Here is a 217-nt window from a genome sequence, read left to right as displayed (position 1 = left end):
TAAATGGTACATGGCGCTTTTTCTCACGTTTTGGTTCTTCTTTTTGTACAACTGGTTGCTCTTCTGCAATTGGTGTTTCTTCTACAACTCGTTGCTCTTCTACGACTGGTGTTTCTTCTACAACTCGTTGCTCTTCTACGACTGGCGCTTCTTCTACAACTCGTTGCTCTTCTGCGACCTGTGCTTCTTCTACAACTCGTCTATTTTCCTCTGTTTC

General features: G+C 43.3%; 1 protein-coding gene. It reads right to left on the bottom strand.

The annotated features are described in order from the left end of the window. The coding region (locus tag MR107_RS31110; protein ID WP_242293234.1) for a hypothetical protein at nucleotides 1-217 on the bottom strand (217 nt) is incomplete at both ends.

This window comes from Bacillus cereus group sp. BfR-BA-01441 (assembly GCF_022663075.1).
Classification (GTDB): domain Bacteria; phylum Bacillota; class Bacilli; order Bacillales; family Bacillaceae_G; genus Bacillus_A; species Bacillus_A cereus.
Note: the sequence above shows the minus strand (reverse complement) of the source record. Positions and strands in the feature narration are given on the sequence as shown.